A 1407-nucleotide genomic window follows, 5' to 3' on the forward strand; every position below is an offset into this window, starting at 1 on the left:
GGCCGTGTCATGACAACCGTGTAAGCCGCGGATGGACCAAGATCGGATCGTCGTTGGCGATCCAGGGAGGCCCTTTCTATGACGGAGAACACATCCCGCCCGGCCGGCTCGTCGTCGGCTGAAGTGCTTGCCGGAGCGCTTCCACCGGAGGTGTTGGACGCGCTGGTCAAAGAAGCGCACGCGAGCGGCGGTTCTTTGGGCGTGCAGGAATTGCTGAATCAGATGACAAAAGCAGTGCTCGAACGCGCGCTGGATACCGAAATGACCCATCATCTCGGATATGAGAAAGGAGATCCCGCCGGAAACGGCAGCGGGAACTCGCGGAACGGCCGGTCGACGAAAACGGTGTCCACGACCAACGGGCCGGTCGAGCTGGCGGTGCCCCGCGATCGGAACGGTTCGTTCGAACCGGCGATCGTGCCGAAACGCGCGCGTCGCCTGGGGAATATCGACGAGGTGATCCTGTCGCTGTATTCCCGTGGAATGACGACCCGCGATATTGAATCACACCTTCATGAAGTTTATGGCGTGAACGCCTCACGGGAACTGATTTCCAACGTCACCGAGGTGGTCGCCGACGAGATCGCACTGTGGCAGACGCGTCCGCTGGACGAGGTCTACCCGATTCTCTACGTCGACGGCATCCGCCTGCGGATCAAGGACAAGGGCGTGGTGACCACGAAGGTCGCCCACCTGGCCGTCGGCGTGGACGTCGAAGGCCGCAAGCATGCCCTCGGCTTGTGGATCGCCGACAGCGAAGCCGCGAAGTTCTGGGCCAAGGTCGTCACCGACCTGCGTAACCGGGGCCTGCGGGACATCCTGATCGCCTGCTGCGACGGGCTGACCGGACTGCCTGACGCGATCCGCGGCGTCTTTCCCGACACCGTGGTCCAAACGTGCGTGGTCCACGTGATCAGAAACGCGATGCGGTTCGTCTCCTACGGTGACCGCAAGAAAGTCGCCGCCGGAATGCGATCCATCTACACCGCACCCACGCTCGAGGCCGCCGAGATCGCACTCAAGAACTTCGACAAAGAATTCGGCACCCAATACCCCGCCGCAGTCCAAGTCTGGCAGCACGCATGGAACGATTTCACCCCATTCCTGGACTATCCAGCCGAGCTGCGCCGAGTTGTCTACACGACAAACCTGATCGAGAACATCAACTTCCAGCTCCGGAAACTCACCAAGAACCGCGGTCACTTCGACAGCGACACCGCCGCTATGAAACTCCTCTACCTCGGACTCCGGAACATCACCAGCCACCGCGGGGGACCATCAGGAACCGGAACCTGGGGATGGAAACAAGCACTCAACACACTCGTCGTACTCTTCCCCGACCGCCTACCAATCCACTAACATAACCACCCAATCATCCGTGGCTTACACGGAAATCATGACAGGGCC

At 60.9% G+C, this 1407-nt stretch carries 1 protein-coding gene; it reads left to right on the top strand.

Annotation, left to right across the window (positions count from 1 at the left end):
* Positions 1-78: 78 nt before the first annotated feature.
* The gene (locus AVR91_RS41760; RefSeq protein WP_063276118.1) at positions 79-1359 is read left to right on the top strand and encodes an IS256 family transposase; all 1281 of its coding nucleotides are present in this window, start codon (positions 79-81) and stop codon (positions 1357-1359) included.
* Positions 1360-1407 lie beyond the last annotated feature (48 nt).

The sequence above is a fragment of the Amycolatopsis keratiniphila subsp. keratiniphila genome (assembly GCF_001620365.2).
In the GTDB taxonomy this organism is placed as follows: Bacteria; Actinomycetota; Actinomycetes; order Mycobacteriales; family Pseudonocardiaceae; genus Amycolatopsis; species Amycolatopsis keratiniphila.

Bases quoted from the DNA above. Each gene is read 5' to 3' on its own strand.
- AVR91_RS41760 (WP_063276118.1), top strand. From the start codon at position 79: ATGACGGAGAACACATCCCGCCCGGCCGGCTCGTCGTCGGCTGAAGTG.